Origin of the sequence: Nesterenkonia sandarakina, assembly GCF_003003175.1 — a bacterium.
GTDB lineage: Bacteria > Actinomycetota > Actinomycetes > Actinomycetales > Micrococcaceae > Nesterenkonia > Nesterenkonia sandarakina_A.
In genome coordinates this window covers 1-13,002 of sequence record NZ_PVTY01000030.1, presented here as the reverse complement: position 1 = coordinate 13,002, position 13,002 = coordinate 1, and the positions used below count along the sequence as shown (strand labels likewise).

The 13,002-nt window shown below is 67.9% G+C and carries 14 protein-coding genes and 1 pseudogene; 7 read left to right on the top strand and 8 right to left on the bottom strand.

Annotation, left to right across the window (positions count from 1 at the left end; all coding sequences use genetic code 11):
- Positions 1 to 246: transposase (locus BCL67_RS14390; RefSeq protein ID WP_146131194.1), on the top strand; the 246-nt coding region annotated here is incomplete at its 5' end.
- Between the two features lie 145 nt (positions 247 to 391).
- Here the strand turns inward: BCL67_RS14390 and BCL67_RS14385 are convergent.
- The 4 genes and pseudogenes from BCL67_RS14385 to BCL67_RS14370 all read right to left on the bottom strand — a co-directional run bounded on the left by BCL67_RS14385 (position 392) and on the right by BCL67_RS14370 (position 5,713).
- Positions 392 to 2,113, bottom strand: a complete 1,722-nt coding sequence (locus BCL67_RS14385; RefSeq protein WP_106124098.1) for an ABC transporter ATP-binding protein — start codon at positions 2,111 to 2,113, stop codon at positions 392 to 394.
- Entirely contained in the window at positions 2,113 to 3,156 is a 1,044-nt protein-coding gene (locus BCL67_RS14380) for an ABC transporter permease (RefSeq protein ID WP_106124097.1), read from the bottom strand. The genes BCL67_RS14385 and BCL67_RS14380 overlap by 1 nt, the downstream gene beginning before the upstream one ends.
- A 2-nt stretch (positions 3,157 to 3,158) precedes the next feature.
- A pseudogene (locus BCL67_RS14375) lies at positions 3,159 to 4,229 on the bottom strand (ABC transporter permease).
- A 47-nt stretch (positions 4,230 to 4,276) separates the two neighbouring features.
- A complete protein-coding gene (locus BCL67_RS14370; RefSeq protein WP_258175106.1) occupies positions 4,277 to 5,713 on the bottom strand; it encodes an ABC transporter substrate-binding protein in 1,437 nt (478 codons plus the stop codon).
- Positions 5,714 to 5,867: 154 nt separating this feature from the next.
- On the opposite strand from BCL67_RS14370, the gene BCL67_RS14365 reads away from it, so the two are divergent.
- On the top strand, positions 5,868 to 6,932 hold the full coding sequence (locus tag BCL67_RS14365; protein ID WP_106124095.1) for a 2,3-butanediol dehydrogenase: 1,065 nt from the start codon (positions 5,868 to 5,870) through the stop codon (positions 6,930 to 6,932).
- On the opposite strand, the gene BCL67_RS14360 is transcribed toward BCL67_RS14365, so the two are convergent.
- A complete protein-coding gene (locus tag BCL67_RS14360) occupies positions 6,904 to 7,575 on the bottom strand; it encodes a class I SAM-dependent methyltransferase (RefSeq protein ID WP_106124094.1) in 672 nt (223 codons plus the stop codon). The genes BCL67_RS14365 and BCL67_RS14360 overlap by 29 nt on opposite strands.
- Before the next feature lie 116 nt (positions 7,576 to 7,691).
- Between BCL67_RS14360 and BCL67_RS14355 the strand changes: the two genes are divergently transcribed.
- Together BCL67_RS14355 and BCL67_RS14350 are read left to right on the top strand one after the other, a co-directional pair.
- Positions 7,692 to 8,555 carry an FAD-dependent oxidoreductase gene (locus BCL67_RS14355; protein ID WP_258175110.1) on the top strand — a complete coding sequence of 288 codons (864 nt, stop codon included), beginning with the start codon at positions 7,692 to 7,694 and terminating at the stop codon, positions 8,553 to 8,555.
- Positions 8,437 to 9,291: an FAD-dependent oxidoreductase gene (locus BCL67_RS14350; protein WP_146131193.1), complete on the top strand. Its 855-nt coding sequence runs from the start codon at positions 8,437 to 8,439 to the stop codon at positions 9,289 to 9,291. Before BCL67_RS14355 ends, BCL67_RS14350 begins: the two co-directional genes overlap by 119 nt.
- Here the strand turns inward: BCL67_RS14350 and BCL67_RS14345 are convergent.
- Together BCL67_RS14345 and BCL67_RS14340 are read right to left on the bottom strand one after the other, a co-directional pair.
- The gene (locus BCL67_RS14345) at positions 9,273 to 9,896 is read right to left on the bottom strand and encodes a CDP-alcohol phosphatidyltransferase family protein (protein ID WP_106124092.1); all 624 of its coding nucleotides are present in this window, start codon (positions 9,894 to 9,896) and stop codon (positions 9,273 to 9,275) included. The two genes, BCL67_RS14350 and BCL67_RS14345, sit on opposite strands and share 19 nt — an antisense overlap.
- Positions 9,889 to 10,614: a TVP38/TMEM64 family protein gene (locus tag BCL67_RS14340; RefSeq protein WP_181256039.1), complete on the bottom strand. Its 726-nt coding sequence runs from the start codon at positions 10,612 to 10,614 to the stop codon at positions 9,889 to 9,891. Before BCL67_RS14340 ends, BCL67_RS14345 begins: the two co-directional genes overlap by 8 nt.
- Before the next feature lie 99 nt (positions 10,615 to 10,713).
- Here BCL67_RS14340 and BCL67_RS14335 point away from each other — a divergent pair, with 99 nt between their 5' ends.
- A complete protein-coding gene (locus BCL67_RS14335; RefSeq protein ID WP_106124090.1) occupies positions 10,714 to 11,394 on the top strand; it encodes a haloacid dehalogenase type II in 681 nt (226 codons plus the stop codon).
- A 21-nt stretch (positions 11,395 to 11,415) separates the two neighbouring features.
- Here BCL67_RS14335 and BCL67_RS14330 read toward each other — a convergent pair whose 3' ends face one another.
- Positions 11,416 to 12,111, bottom strand: a complete 696-nt coding sequence (locus tag BCL67_RS14330) for a class I SAM-dependent methyltransferase (RefSeq protein ID WP_106124089.1) — start codon at positions 12,109 to 12,111, stop codon at positions 11,416 to 11,418.
- Between the two features lie 151 nt (positions 12,112 to 12,262).
- On the opposite strand from BCL67_RS14330, the gene BCL67_RS16085 reads away from it, so the two are divergent.
- Both BCL67_RS16085 and BCL67_RS14320 read left to right on the top strand, forming a co-directional pair.
- Positions 12,263 to 12,688, top strand: a complete 426-nt coding sequence (locus BCL67_RS16085; protein ID WP_445641289.1) for a YunG family protein — start codon at positions 12,263 to 12,265, stop codon at positions 12,686 to 12,688.
- 66 nt (positions 12,689 to 12,754) lie between these two features.
- Positions 12,755 to 13,002: helix-turn-helix domain-containing protein (locus BCL67_RS14320; protein WP_146131192.1), on the top strand; the 248-nt coding region annotated here is incomplete at its 3' end.

Genomic DNA, 13,002 nt, shown 5'->3' with positions numbered 1-13,002 from the left:
CCGGCGTCCTCAGGCAATACCACTCGCCATAGGCTGAATCGCGGAGGCGACCGAAGACTCAATCGCGCACTCCACATGGCCACGGTCGCCCTCATGGCCCACAATCCTGAGACACGTGCCTACGTCGCCAAACGTCGGGCTGAAGGGCTCACCAACAAGGAGATCCGACGCTGCCTCAAGCGATACCTCGCCCGCCGGATCTACCGTGCCCTGGAAAACTCCCACAGGATCCCACTCGTTGCTTGACAGACATAGAAGAGTCCATCGTCCTCATACTGCCTGTGGCGAGATGCCCCCGGCCTCACTGGTCCCGATCGGTGTCAATAACGTCACGCCCTCTTACACCTAGACGTCTGCCTGGAGGCGATCCATCGTCAGTGTCTGCTCCCGGCTAAAGAGGCTGCTGCACCTCATCGCCCGCAGCCCGGTGCGCCGCCAGTGCCTCACGCCGCTGCCTCTGCTCCACAGGATCAGGGACGGGCACCGAGGCCAGCAGCCGCTGCGTATAGGGATGCTGCGGGTCGGTCAACACCTGCTCCCCGGTGCCGTGCTCGACCAGCTGCCCGCGGTAGAGGACCCCGATGTGGTCAGCCAGCATCCCCACCACCGCCAGGTCATGACTGATGAACAAGGTCGCGAAGCCAAGCCGCTCCTGCAGCTCGCTGAAGACCTCCAAGACCCTGGCCTGAACCGAGACATCCAGCGCCGAGGTGGGTTCATCGGCCACCAGCAGCTCAGGGTCCAGGGCGAGTGCGCGGGCGAGGCTGGCTCGCTGACGCTGCCCGCCGGAGAGCTCGTGCGGATACCGCTGGGCGTAATGGGTGGGCAGGTGGACGGCGTCGAGCAGGGCCTGGACCTTCTGCTTCGCCCCTGCGGCGTCCTCGGCCAGGCCATGGATCAGCAGCGGTTCGGCGATCGCTTCTCCCACGGTGAGCAGCGGGTTGAAGCTCGTGGCGGGGTCCTGGAACACGAAACCGACGCGGGAACGAAGCGGCCGGAACGCACGCTCGTTGAATCCCACCATCTCGTGGCCGAGCACGCTCAGCGAGCCCCCGGTCGCCCGGGTGAGACCCACGATGGCACGACCGATCGTGGTCTTGCCAGACCCGGATTCCCCGACGAGACCGAGCACCTCACCGGGAGCGATCGTGAAGTTCACGTCCTTGACGGCATGGAAGCCAGACCGGCCCAGCCGGCCCGGGTAGACGATCTGCAGATCCCGTGCCTCGACCACCGGAGTCACCGGCTCCCCTGTGGACGCGACCGGCGCGGGCCGGTACACCCTCTGCGCGCCGAGCCGGGGCACGGCGCCCAGCAGGTGCTGAGTGTATTCGTGCTGGGGGTTCGCGAACAGATCGCGGACAGCAGCCTCTTCGACCACCTTGCCGTGATACATCACCGCGACCCGGTCAGCGAGATCAGCCACCACACCCATATTGTGTGTGATCAGCACGATGGCGCGCCCGAAGTCGTCGCGGACCCGGCGCAGCAGGTCAAGGATCTCGGCCTGCACGGTCACATCCAGCGCTGTAGTGGGCTCATCGGCCACGATGACCTGGGAGCCGAGCGCCAGCGCCATCGCGATCACCACGCACTGCTTCTGTCCGCCGGAGAACTGGTGCGGATAGTGGTCCACCCGCTTCTCCGGGTCCGGGATGCCGACAGTGCCGAGGATCTCGACGGCGCGCTCCCGTGCCTGCTTCTTGGAATACTTCCCGTGCGCGCGCAGACCTTCGGCGATCTGCCATCCCACGGTGAACACCGGGTTCAACGCGGTCGAGGCCTCCTGGAAGACCATGGCGACGTCGCGTCCGCGCACCTGGCGCAGCTGGGAGGCGGAGAGCTGGACGACGTCGTTGCCCTCGAGCACCACCGCACCCGAGACTGTCGCATTATCAGGCAGCAGGCCGAGGATGGACTTCGCGGTCACGGTCTTGCCGGATCCGGACTCTCCGACGATGGCCAGCACCTCACCGGGCTGCACATGCAGGGTGACGCCATCCACGGCCTGGACCGGCTCGGCGTCGGTACTGAAGCTGATCCGCAGATCGTTGATGGAGACCGCGGGCTGCGTCGCGGCCTCGGGCTCGGTGTGGTTCTGCACGACGGTCATCACGCAGCTCCCTTCATGGCGGCGGCGGTCTTGCGGGGCAGCCGGGTGGGCCGGCGGCGCATTCTCAGGCGCGGGTCGGAGAGATCGTTGAGCGACTCTCCGACCAAGGTGATCCCCAGCACCAGCAGCACGATGGCGGCACCCGGGAACACCCCGGTCCACCAGATTCCTCCGGCGACGTCGGAGATGGCGCGGTTGAGGTCATAGCCCCACTCCGCGGCGGCGGTGGGGTTGATGCCGAAGCCGAGGAAGCCCAGTCCGGCGAGGGTCAGGATCGCCTCGGAGGCGTTGAGCGTGATGATCAGCGGCAGCGACCGTGTGGCGTTGCGCAGCACGTGCCGGGAGAGGATCCGCGGGGTGGAGGCGCCGAGCACCCGGGTGGATTCCACGAAGGGCTCGGCCTTCAGCCGGACCGTCTCGGCGCGGACCACCCGGAAGTACTGCGGCACGAAGACCACCGTGATGGACAGCGCGGCGGCCAGGATTCCGCTCATGAACCCGGATTCGCCGCCGGAGATCACGATGGAGACGACGATCGCCAGCAGCAGCGAGGGGAATGCGTAGATCGCGTCGGCGATGGTGACCAGGATCCGGTCGAGCCATCCACCGAGGTAGCCGGAGATCAGACCCAGCGCGATGCCCAGGAAGATCGAGGCGAGCACGGCGAGCAGCACCGTGAGCACCGCGGTCTGAGCACCCCAGATCACGCGGGAGAAGACGTCATAGCCGCCTACCGTGGTGCCCCACCAGAACTGCGCCGAGGGTGCCGCCTGGCGGGGGAAGTTGCCCTCGGCATCGGAGAGCTGGTTGAAGCCGTAGGGGGCGATCAGCGGTGCCAGCACCGCCATCAGGACGAACATGGCGCAGAGCAGCAGTCCAGCGATCAGCATGCCGCGCTGCAGCCCGACGCTGCGGCGCCGCTGCCAGACCACCGGCAGTCGCTTCCAGCGCGGTTCCCGCTCGGCGGCCTCGCCGTGGGCGACAGGATCGGCGCCGGATTCCGCACCGGAGGCCGGCGGGATGTCGTGGGTGGGGACGCTCATTCTCAGTACCTCACTCGGGGATCGATCAGGGCGGCGATGACGTCGACGGCGAAGTTCGTCAGGGCGACGATCACGGCGAGCAGCGCCACGATTCCCTGGACGGCCACGAAGTCTCGGGCACCGAGGTACTGGGCCAGCTGGAAGCCGAGCCCGCGCCAGCCGAAGGCCGTCTCGGTGAGGATCGCGCCGCCGAGCATCAGCGCGATCTACATGCCCATGACGGTGATGATGGGGATCAGCGCCGGCTTATAGGCGTGCTTGCGCAGCAGCCGGCCCTCCCGCACCCCGCGGGAGCGCGCGGCGTCGACGTAGTCCATGGAGAGCGTGCCGATGAGGTTTGTCCGCACCAGCCGCAGGAAGACTCCCGCGGTGAGCAGCCCCAGGGCCACGGCCGGCAGCACCGCGTGGGAGAGCACATCCGAGATCAGGTCCCAGCGGCCGGTGCGGAGCGCGTCGATGATGTTGATGCCCGAGGATCCGGAGATCCGGTCGAGCACCAGCTGCGTCTCGGTGCTGGCTCGTCCGCCGAGCGGGAACCAGCCCAGCCAGACCGAGAAGACCAGCTTCAGCAGCAGCGCGGCGAAGAACACCTGGGTGGCGTAGCAGAGGATGGCGAAGATGCGCAGTGCGGCGTCGGGGATCTGGTCTCGGTGGTAGGCGGCGAAGCGGCCCAGCGGGATGCCGACCACGAGGGCGACGACCAGGGCGAAGAAGACCAGCTCCAGGGTGCCCGTGCCGTAGGTGACCAGGATTTCGCTGATCTCCCGGTTGTCGGTCAGGGTGCGCCCGAAGTCGCCGGTGAAGATCTGTCCGATGTATTCGAAGTACTGCACCAGCACCGGCCGGTCATAGCCGGCTTCGGCGAGGCGTGCGGCGAGCTGATCGGGAGTCAGCCGACCGCCCACCGAGGCGGAGATCGGATCACCGACCACTCGCATGAGGAAGAAGACCAGCGTCACCAGGATGAACACGGTGGGGATGATCAACAGGAATCGCACCAGGATGTAGCGGCCCAGGCCGCCGCCGCCGGAACTCTTTCCGGCAGTGGCGATCGGGGCGGTTTGTTCAGCGATGGTCACGCTGGTCCTCTTCTCTCAGGCTCTCTCGATGGTCCGGGGACTCAGCGAGTCAGCGGGGCGTAGCGGAATTTGAACGATGGATCCAAGGTGACGCCTTCGATGTCATTGGCTGACACCGCGACCTGGGCGCCCTGCAGGTACGGCAGGGTGGAGAGGTCTTCTGCCACCAGCTCCTGGGCCTCTTCGATCAGCGCGGTGCGCTCGGCTTCATCGGCGGTGCTCGACTGCGCCAGGATCGTCTCCTGGACCTCGGCGTCGGAATACCCGTTGACCAGGAAGTTGTCCTCCTGGAAGAACGGAGAGAGGTAGTTGTCGGCATCCGAGTAGTCCGGGAACCAGCCGAGCTGGTACGCCGGGTAGACGCCTTCGACGCGCTCGGAGTTATAGGTGTCCCAGAGCGTGGACTGCAGGTTCACCTCGAAGAGACCGTCGGCCTCGAGCTGGCTCTCGATCATCGCGTACTCCTCGTCCGAGGAGCTGCCATAGTGATCCGGGCTGTACTGCAGGTTCAGCTCCACGGGGGTCTCGATCCCGGCGTCTTCCAGCACCGAGGCTGCGGCCTCGGCGTCCGGGCCGCCCTCGCCGTCGCCGTACATCTCGCGCAGCGGCTCGACGGCGCCGGTCAGCCCCTCGGGGACGTAGGAGTAGAGCGGGGTGTAGGTTCCCTGGTAGATCTCGTCGCTGAGCGCCTCGCGGTCGAGCAGGTTCGCTGCTGCCTGGCGCACGGCCAGCGCCTGTTCCTCATCGGCATCCTCGGTGTCAGCGCCGAACGGCTGGGAGTTGAAGTCGAAGACCATGTAACGGATCTCTCCGCCCGGGCCGTCGTGGACGGTGACGTTCTCGTCTTCCCGCAGGTCGCCGAGATCCGTGGGGCTGAGGTTCCGGAAGGCCAGGTCGATGTCACCCTGCTGGACCGCGAGCTTGAGCTGCGTCTCCTCGGTGAAGTACTGGGCGGTGACGACGTCGGTCTCGGCGGCCTCGAGCAGACCGTTGTAGTCCTCGAACGCCTGGTAGCGGATCAATTCGTTCTCGGTGTAGTCGGTGATCGCGGACTGGCCGGCGAAGGCGTTGCCCTCGACGATGTCCTCCGAGGAGGTGAGCTCGGTCGGGGAGAAGACGTCCTCATCCACGATCGGACCCACCGGTGAGGACAGGATCTGCGGGAAGGTCTGGTCGTCCTCACTGGCGAGGGTGAAGACCACGGTCAGGTCATCCGGCGCTTCAACGCTCTCGAGGTTGTAGAGCAGCGAGGACGGCCCGTTGGGGTCCGCGATCTCCAGCTGGCGGTCGAAGCTGAACTTCACGTCCGAAGAGGTCAGCTCGTTGCCGTTGGCAAAGGTCAGGCCTTCCTTGAGCGTGACGGTGTACTGCGTGGGTTCGGTGAACTCGGCCGACTCGGGGATGGACGGTCTACGGCATACAGATGCCGCGACCGGGGTCGCGGCGAATCGTCGTGCCCGGGAGCTATTGGAACACACAACTATTCCAACGTGCGTGACGTGCCGCACAAAGCTCTCCAACGTGCGAGAATGTCAACGGCGACGAAACCTGGCGCTCCGTCGGGGGTCCAGGAGTAGTCTGCGAACGTCTCGACCCGCTCGGACCAGGACAGATTCTCAGGAGAAGGCCACCATGCGCGCAGCACGCTTCTACGACCGCAAAGACATCCGGATCGAAGACATCGATGAGCCTGCACTGAGAACAGGACACGTGGCCATCGACGTCGCCTGGTGCGGCATCTGCGGCACTGACCTGCACGAGTACCTCGAAGGTCCGATCTTCGTCCCGGCTCACGGACACCCGCACCCGATCTCCGGCGAGTCCGCCCCGGTCACCCTCGGACATGAGTTCTCCGGGACGGTCACCGCCGTCGCCGACGACGTCGAGGACCTCGCCCCCGGCCAGAAGGTGGTGGTCGAGCCCTACATCATCCGCGAGGACGTTGAGGCCAAGCCCGGCGTCGACTATCAGCTCTCCCCCGACATGAACTTCATCGGCCTCGGTGGTCGCGGCGGCGGACTCAGCGAGAAGATCGTGGTCGAACGCCGCTGGGTGCATCCGATCGCAGACCATGTCGCGCTCGATCACGCCGCGCTGATCGAGCCCCTGGCCGTGGGTCACCACGCTTTCGTCCGATCCGGCGCAGCCGCCGGTGACATCGCGATCGTCGGCGGTGCAGGTCCGATCGGTCTGCTCACCGCCGCGGTGCTCAAGGCCGAGGGACTGACCGTGTTCATCTCTGAGCTCTCCGAGGCGCGCAAGGCCAAGGCCAGGGAGACCGGCGTCGCCGATGAGGTCTTCGACCCCCGCGAGGTCGATGTCGCTGAGGAGGTGCGCCGCCGCACCGACGGCCGGGGCGCCGACGTCGGCTTCGAATGCTCCTCAGTCCCTGTGGTCCTGGACATGCTCCTCGACGCGGTGCGTCCCGCCGGAACCATCGTCAACGTCTCGATCTGGGGGCACAAGCCCGAGGTCGACATGCCCAAGCTGGTGCTCAAGGAGATCGCCCTGCTGGGCACCATCGGCTACTCCAATGACCACCGGCGGGTGATCGAGCTCGTGGAGGACGGCAAGATCGAGCTGGGTCCGTTCATCACCGGCAGGATCGGCCTCGACGGGCTGGTCTCCGAAGGGTTCGACCAGCTGATCAACAACAACGAGGCACACGTCAAGATCCTGGTCGACCCGAGGGCTTGACCCCGACCCGGACCTGCAGGTGACCTCCGCGCGCCGAGGCCGCTCGCACCTGGGTGCAGTCGCGTTCCAGCGCGGTCCACGGGTGCGCCTCGATGTCGGCGCCGCCCAGCCGGCAGGCGAATCTGGCCAGCGGGCTCAGCGGCGCGCTGAGCCCAGTGGGGCGCTGCATGTCCAGCACCCCCAGCTGCGCGTCGGACCTGGTCAGCTGCCAGAGGTTCTCCCAGGCCCGCTCCCACGGGTCCATCAGCGACAGCGCATACGTCGCCAGCCCGACGCGCGACAGGCCTCGCCCACCGGCGTCGGTGATCTGCTCGGAGACCTCTGAGGTGATCATGGTGGTGGCGTCGGCCCGGACCAGGATCACGTTGTCCCAGCCGTGCCGGCCTGCTCGCCTTCGGGCCTGGGCCAGCATCTGTGCACTGCGATCGATGCCCACGATGACCCCGCCAGGTCCGACCCGGTGCTGCAGCAGCGCGAAGTTCAGCCCGGTGCCGCAGCCGAGGTCCACGACCTGGTCACCTGCGCGCACCGCGAGGGACTCGATGAGCCGTCGTCGTCCCGCGCCGTAGACGGGGTGCTCGGCGGAGAGCAGATCGTAGAACGGGGCGAAAGCGGTGTACTTCTCGGCGCTGTTTCTCGTCAAGGCCAGCCTCCCCTTCCACGTACGCTGTGCACAACTGTCCTCAAGGTTCACCGCCCAGGGTATGTGCTGAGGCCTGCCTCGCCTGCCCGCTGCCGAAGGAGCTCACCGTGGAGGATATGATCGATCTGTTGGTTATCGGCGGCGGCACCGCCGGCATCGTGGGGGCGAAGACGGCGGCCCGGCTGGGTGCCCGCACGGTGCTGATCGAGCAGCATCGGACCGGCGGCGACTGTCTCTGGACCGGGTGCGTGCCCTCGAAGACCATCCTCTCCGCGGCTGGACGGGCCGCCCTGATCCGCGAGGCCGCAGGCCTCGAGCCGGACTTCGACGAGGTCCGGGCCCGCATCCGGGCCACGATCACCACGATCGAACCCGACGACTCCCCGGAGGCCCTGGAGCGCGCCGGCGTGACCGTGCTGCACGGGACCGCCCGGTTCATCGCACCGGGCGTGGCTGAGATCCCGAGCGGCACCGGGATCTTGAGCGGTACTGGGATCTTAGGCAGTGCTGAGATCGCGGGCGCGGCCGGAGTCGCGGGACGCGGAGCTGATGCGGCTCAGCGGATCCGTTTCCGCCAGGCCCTGGTCGTGACCGGCAGCGCCCCCGCGGTCCCGACGATCCCCGGCCTGGACGCCGCCGGATATGTCACGTCGGAGACCGTCTGGGACCTGACCGCGCTGCCGCCGCGGCTGTTGGTCATCGGTGGCGGCCCGATCGCCTGCGAGCTGGGCCAGGCCTTCGCCCGGCTCGGCTCGCACGTGACCGTGCTGGCCCGCGCGGGGCTGCTGCCCAAGGAGGACCCCGACGCCGCCGCCCTGGTGCAGGCAAGTCTGGAACGCGACGGCGTGACGGTGCTCCTCGATGATGAGCCCACTCGTGTTCACCTCTCATCCGGCAGCTCCCACAGCCGTGACAGCTCCCCCAGCCCTGACCGCTCCGACAGCACCGACAGCACCGACAGCACCGACAGCACTAGATGACACTGACACCTCAGGACCCAAGGCGGTCACCACCGCGGTGGGTCGGCGGCTGGAGGCCGACGTCGTCCTGGTCGCCACCGGTCGCACCCCGCGGACCGCCGGCCTGGGGCTGGAGCAGCTCGGGGTGGACTGCGACGCCGCCGGCCACATCATCGTGGATACCACGATGCGCTCCTCGGACCCCACCCTCTTCGCCGCCGGAGATGTCACCCCGCACCAGAAGTTCACCCACCTGGCCGGGGTCCATGCCAGCACCGCCGCCTCCAATGCAGTGCTGGGTCTGCGCCGACGGGTCAGCGCTACGGCCCCGCGGATCACCTACACCTCCCCGGAGGTCGCCGCAGTCGGGCTCACCGCGGCCACCGGCACGGGCATGACCACCTCGACGGTCTCGTTGGAGCACACCGACCGGGCGCTGGCCGAGGACTTCACCGAAGGGTTCGCCCGGCTGGTGATCGGCCGGCGCGGCCGGATCCTCGGCGGCACCATCGTGGGCCCGCGAGCGGGTGAGTCACTCGGAGAGCTGACCCTCGCCGTCGCGCAGAAGCTCACCACCCGGCAGCTCGCCGCTGTCACCCACGCCTACCCGACCTTCAACGACGCCCTCTGGAACGCCGCGATCACCCACGCCAGCGGCGGACTGGACTCCCCCGCTGTGAGGACCGCGACCAGCGCGCTGGCTGCCCTGGTCCGTCGACGCCGCCGCGGGCCTGAGTCTCAGCCCAGCTCCCGGTAGCCGACGACGACGCGGTGGCCTGCGCTCAGGCCGACCAGCAGCGCCCAGACGGCGGCGATCGGGGCAGCTGCGAAGGGGAAGATCAGCCACAGGCTGTGCACGAGAACGGTCTCGGCCCCCTCCGCGAGGCCGCCGAGGAAGGAGAGCGAGCGGCCGTCGTCGAGCGCTCTGCCCTGCTTCTCTGCGATGCAGGAGAACGCGAGGAACGCGCCGCCGTTGATGTAGTAGGCGAAGAGCACCAGCAGGAACGGCAGCCAGGGCGCGTCGAAGGCCGCGGTCGCGCCGATGGCCACTCCGACCACCGTGGCGCCATAGACGATGAAGTCCGCGCAGATGTCCCAGAATCCGCCCTGTCCGGAGGCAGGTGAGTGCCCGCCGGCCCTACGCCGGGCCAGCGGGCCGTCCAGCCCGTCGGCGACCCGGCAGAGCAGCCAGAGGATCAGCGCCGGGATCCACTGCTGGGTCGCGGCGAGCCCGGCGCTGAGCAGACCGGCGACGAGATTCACCCCGGTGAGTCGGTTCGGGGTCACCCAGGGCACGTCGAGAAGGCGAGCGCCCGCCTCCAGGGCAGGGCTGAATGCGGACCTGAGCCTGGCATCAAACATCGGTGGTCGTGCTCCTTCGGCGAGCGCGCGCGGCGAGGGCGACCCCGGCCAGGGTCAGGACTCCGAGCACCGCGAGGGCCAGCTCGGCGCGGGCACCCGAGTCGAAGCCGTAGGCGCCCAGCGCGAGATAGCTGGCGGTGCCAGGGACGATCCCGATCAGGGTGCCCAGGAAATAGGGCCACCAGCCCAGCGAGGTCAGGCCTGCCGAATAGTTGATCGCGGTGAACGGCAGCACCGGCACCAGCCGGACACCAACCACGGCCACGAACCCATGGCGGTCCAGGACGTCTTCGGCCTTCGCGCCCCGGGTGCCGGTGAACCGCTCGACCGCCTCGCGGCCCAGCGCCCGTCCCAGCCAGAAGGCGGCGGATGCCCCCACCATGGCAGCGAGGTAGACGACCAGCAGCCCGGGGCCGAATCCGAAGAGCACACCCGCGCCGATGGAGAGCACGTTCTTCGGCAGCGGAGCCAGCGTCGGGGCCGCGTAGCCGAGACCGAACCCGACCGGTCCCCACCAGCCCGCTTCGGCGACGAGGCCTCGGATCTCCTCCAGCGGAGGCAGCGGGAGCAGCAGCGCCGCGACGGTGAAGACCGCGAGCGCCACGACCAGCAGCACGGCTTTGACCACCGCGACTCGGCGGCCTCGTTGCCTCGCGGCCGCGGAGTCGCGGGTGTCCGTCGCCGCAGACCTGAGGCGGGCCGACTCCTGGTCACTCACTCTCCAGAGCGTACTGGAGCCCAGCAGCAGCACCCGTGGGTGCCGGGCGCTCGACCTGGATCCCGGGCGCTCGGAGCGCTGCCCGTGATAGGAAGAGCCATGCCTGCCTCACCGCCCGTGGTGCTCTTCGACGTCAACGAGACGCTCTCCGATATGCGACCCCTGATGGGGGAGTTCGAGGACGCGGGTATGCCCGCGGCGGGGGCGTCGCTGTGGTTCACCGAGGTGCTCCGCGACGGGTTCGCCCTGACCGTCACCGGAGAGAATCCAGACTTCGTGGTGCTGGCCCGCGACGCGCTGCGCCGCCACCTGGCCACGACCCCTGGAGCTCGCGAGGACCCGGGAGAGGCGGACCGAATCCTGGAGGTCTTCACCCATCTCGAGCTGCACTCCGACGTCGTGCCGGGTGTCACCGCCCTGCGCCGGACCGCGGAGCTGGTCACGCTGAGCAACGGCTCCTCGGCGATCGCAGAGTCCCTGCTTACCCGCGGGGGCGTGCGGGAGCTCTTCTCGCAGTGCCTCAGCGTCGGGGACGCGCCGTTGTGGAAACCCGCTCGGGAGGCCTACGAGTACGCCGCGCAGCAGACCGGACGGCGCGTCGATGAGCTGATGCTGGTCGCGGTGCATCCTTGGGACATCCACGGAGCCGCGATGGCAGGTCTTCGGACGGCGTGGATCAACCGGACCGGGGCGCCGTTTCCGAGCTGCTTCCGGGCACCGGAGATCGAAGCGGAGCACCTGGTCGGCCTTGCAGAGATCCTCGGGGTGCCCGGGGACTGAGCGCCGGCCCGTCAACCGAGTTCACCGCGCCTCGAGCACGAAGAACAGGAAGCAGATGAACGACCGGCCCACCAGCGCTGGAGGGATCAGCTCGAGCGGGGTCTCAGGATCATAGGGCGGCTCGGTGACCGAGGCGATGTCGAACCCGGCCTCCGTGAATGCTGAGGTGATCGCGGGCAGCGGTCGGTGCCAGTAGGTCAGCGTCGCCCACTGGCCCGCGAAGGTGAACTCATCGGAGAACTGGGTCGTCGCGAAGTAGTCGGCCTTCGGGTGGTTGAGCATGAAGGCGTAGGGGTGATTCACCGACAGGATCAGCCGACCTCCGGGCGTGAGCACGCGGTGCAGCTCCGCCAGGGGTGCGGTCCAATCCTCGAGGTAGTGCAGCACCAGGGATCCGACCACGTCATCGAAGGAGTTGTCGGCGTACGGTAGCGGCTCACCGAGGTCTGCCACGCGCAGGTCCACGTCTGCGCCGAGTCGCTGTCGCGCGATCTCCACCATCGCTGGGCTCAGATCGAAGCCGACGACGTCGGCGCCCCGGTCGATCAGCGCGGCGGCGAGCAGCCCGGAGCCACAGCCGGCGTCAAGCACTCGACGCCCCGCCACATCTCCCGCCAGGTCGATCATGGCTGGGCGTTCATAGTGGCCGTTCACGAAGTTCCCGGCATTGTCTGCCGCATAGGCCGCGGCGAAGCTGTCATAGGGTGCTGTGTGCATTGCATGAACTCCCATTCATACTCACGGTATTCGGACCCCCTGCCTCGCCCATCCCAGCACAATCGGGCCAAATCGCCAGGAACAACACTCATTGGTTTTTTGAGCAAAGCGGTGAACGATCCGGGAGAGAACGGTTGGATAGGCTGGCGGAATGACTCATACGTTGGTGGAAATCGAGCGCGCCTTCCGGTCCTCCTGGGGCGCCGACACGACGTGCCTGGCCCCCGGCAGCCTCCCGGGGTGGCGTCCCGAGAACCCCGCACATGGTCAGTGCGGACCGACCGCTCTTGTAGTTCAGGACCTGCTCGGCGGAGACCTGCTCATCGCAGACGTCAGTGAGGCCGACGGACCGAGCGCAGTCCATTACTGGAACCGGCTTCAGGGTGGTCTCGAGATCGACCTCACCCGCGATCAGTTTGCGAACGATCATGTCGTGGGGGAACCGCGCGTCGTCGTCCGACCCCCTGAGGGTCCGAGAGCCCACGTCGAGGAGTATCGGCTGCTCCACCGGCGAGTATCCGCAGCGCTAGGTGTTGTGGGGCATGAGGTTCTTGCCACGGGTGCGTTGATGAGATGAGGAACGGGCTCCCCACCACAGGATGGAAGTTACGACACCACCCATCCGCAGGAGAAGAGCCCGCTCATGATCCACGCTAACGCACCCCTGACCCCGACCGGACGACTGCGCATGGTCACCCGCCACCTGAGTGACGGGATCCCCAAGGCCCATGTCGCGGCGGAGTTCCGAGTCTCGCGTCCCACCGTGGCCACCTGGGTCGCTCGCTACCGCGCTGAGGGGGAGAAGGGACTCGAAGATCGAGCCTCTCGCCCCGCTCGCAGCCCTGCTCATACTCCGGCAGAGGTCATCTCGCGCATCGAGGACCTGCGTCG

What these genes read in the sequence shown, in the direction of transcription:
- BCL67_RS14385 (WP_106124098.1), bottom strand. Translation starts at nt 2,113, where the DNA reads ATGACCGTCGTGCAGAACCACACCGAGCCCGAGGCCGCGACGCAGCCC.
- BCL67_RS14365 (WP_106124095.1), top strand. Translation starts at nt 5,868, where the DNA reads ATGCGCGCAGCACGCTTCTACGACCGCAAAGACATCCGGATCGAAGAC.
- BCL67_RS14335 (WP_106124090.1), top strand. Translation starts at nt 10,714, where the DNA reads ATGCCTGCCTCACCGCCCGTGGTGCTCTTCGACGTCAACGAGACGCTC.
- BCL67_RS14380 (WP_106124097.1), bottom strand. Translation starts at nt 3,156, where the DNA reads ATGAGCGTCCCCACCCACGACATCCCGCCGGCCTCCGGTGCGGAATCC.
- BCL67_RS14350 (WP_146131193.1), top strand. Translation starts at nt 8,437, where the DNA reads ATGATGAGCCCACTCGTGTTCACCTCTCATCCGGCAGCTCCCACAGCC.
- BCL67_RS14345 (WP_106124092.1), bottom strand. Translation starts at nt 9,896, where the DNA reads ATGTTTGATGCCAGGCTCAGGTCCGCATTCAGCCCTGCCCTGGAGGCG.
- BCL67_RS16085 (WP_445641289.1), top strand. Translation starts at nt 12,263, where the DNA reads ATGACTCATACGTTGGTGGAAATCGAGCGCGCCTTCCGGTCCTCCTGG.
- BCL67_RS14355 (WP_258175110.1), top strand. Translation starts at nt 7,692, where the DNA reads ATGATCGATCTGTTGGTTATCGGCGGCGGCACCGCCGGCATCGTGGGG.
- BCL67_RS14330 (WP_106124089.1), bottom strand. Translation starts at nt 12,111, where the DNA reads ATGCACACAGCACCCTATGACAGCTTCGCCGCGGCCTATGCGGCAGAC.